Source organism: Psychrobacter sp. 1Y4, assembly GCF_051847555.1.
Genome location: NZ_JBPYDE010000643.1, coordinates 1 through 667 on the forward strand (window position 1 = coordinate 1; position 667 = coordinate 667).

Annotated in this window: 1 protein-coding gene; it reads left to right on the top strand. The window is 42.4% G+C overall.

What is annotated here, in order from left to right:
• Positions 1 to 209: 209 nt before the first annotated feature.
• The coding region (locus tag ACS8FC_RS18070; RefSeq protein WP_439297803.1) for a response regulator transcription factor at positions 210 to 667 on the top strand (458 nt) is incomplete at its 3' end.

The window sequence follows — 667 nt, forward strand, 5'->3', positions numbered from 1 at the left end:
ATGCAGACAGCCTCTCTAGTATGAGCAGTCAGCCCGTATCACACGATTTTATTACGCCGACATTGCTTAGCTTTTTTGGCATCACAACCGATGAAGTCAAGGCAGCACCAACCTTTTTTAAAGTAAATAACTAAATCTGTTTTTATATTGCTCGGTTCTTTTAGGCCATCACTATCTTTTAGGTAGCCACTATTTTTTAGGTCAACACTATGTATAAGATACTCGTTATTGAAGACAACCCCGATATCGTGGCCAATATTTATGCGTTTTTTGAGCCAAAAGGCTTTGAGCTGGACAACGCACATAATGGCTACAGTGGGCTAACGCTCGCCGCGAACAATCATTATGACGTGATATTGCTCGATGTGATGCTACCAGGTATGGATGGCACCAAGCTGTGTAAGAAACTCAGAGAAGAATTGCACGACAAAACGCCTGTGTTAATGCTCACTGCTCACGATACGATTTTGGATAAAGTGGCAGGCTTTGATAGCGGTGCTGATGATTATTTGGTCAAGCCATTTTCTTTGATTGAGCTAGAATGCCGTATCAAAGCACTTATACGTCGTCATGAGGATGATCATTTTGTACACAGTATCGCTGTGGGCGCGCTATCGTTGAACAACAGCGAACATACTATTATGCGCGAAGGCAAATCCATTAAGCT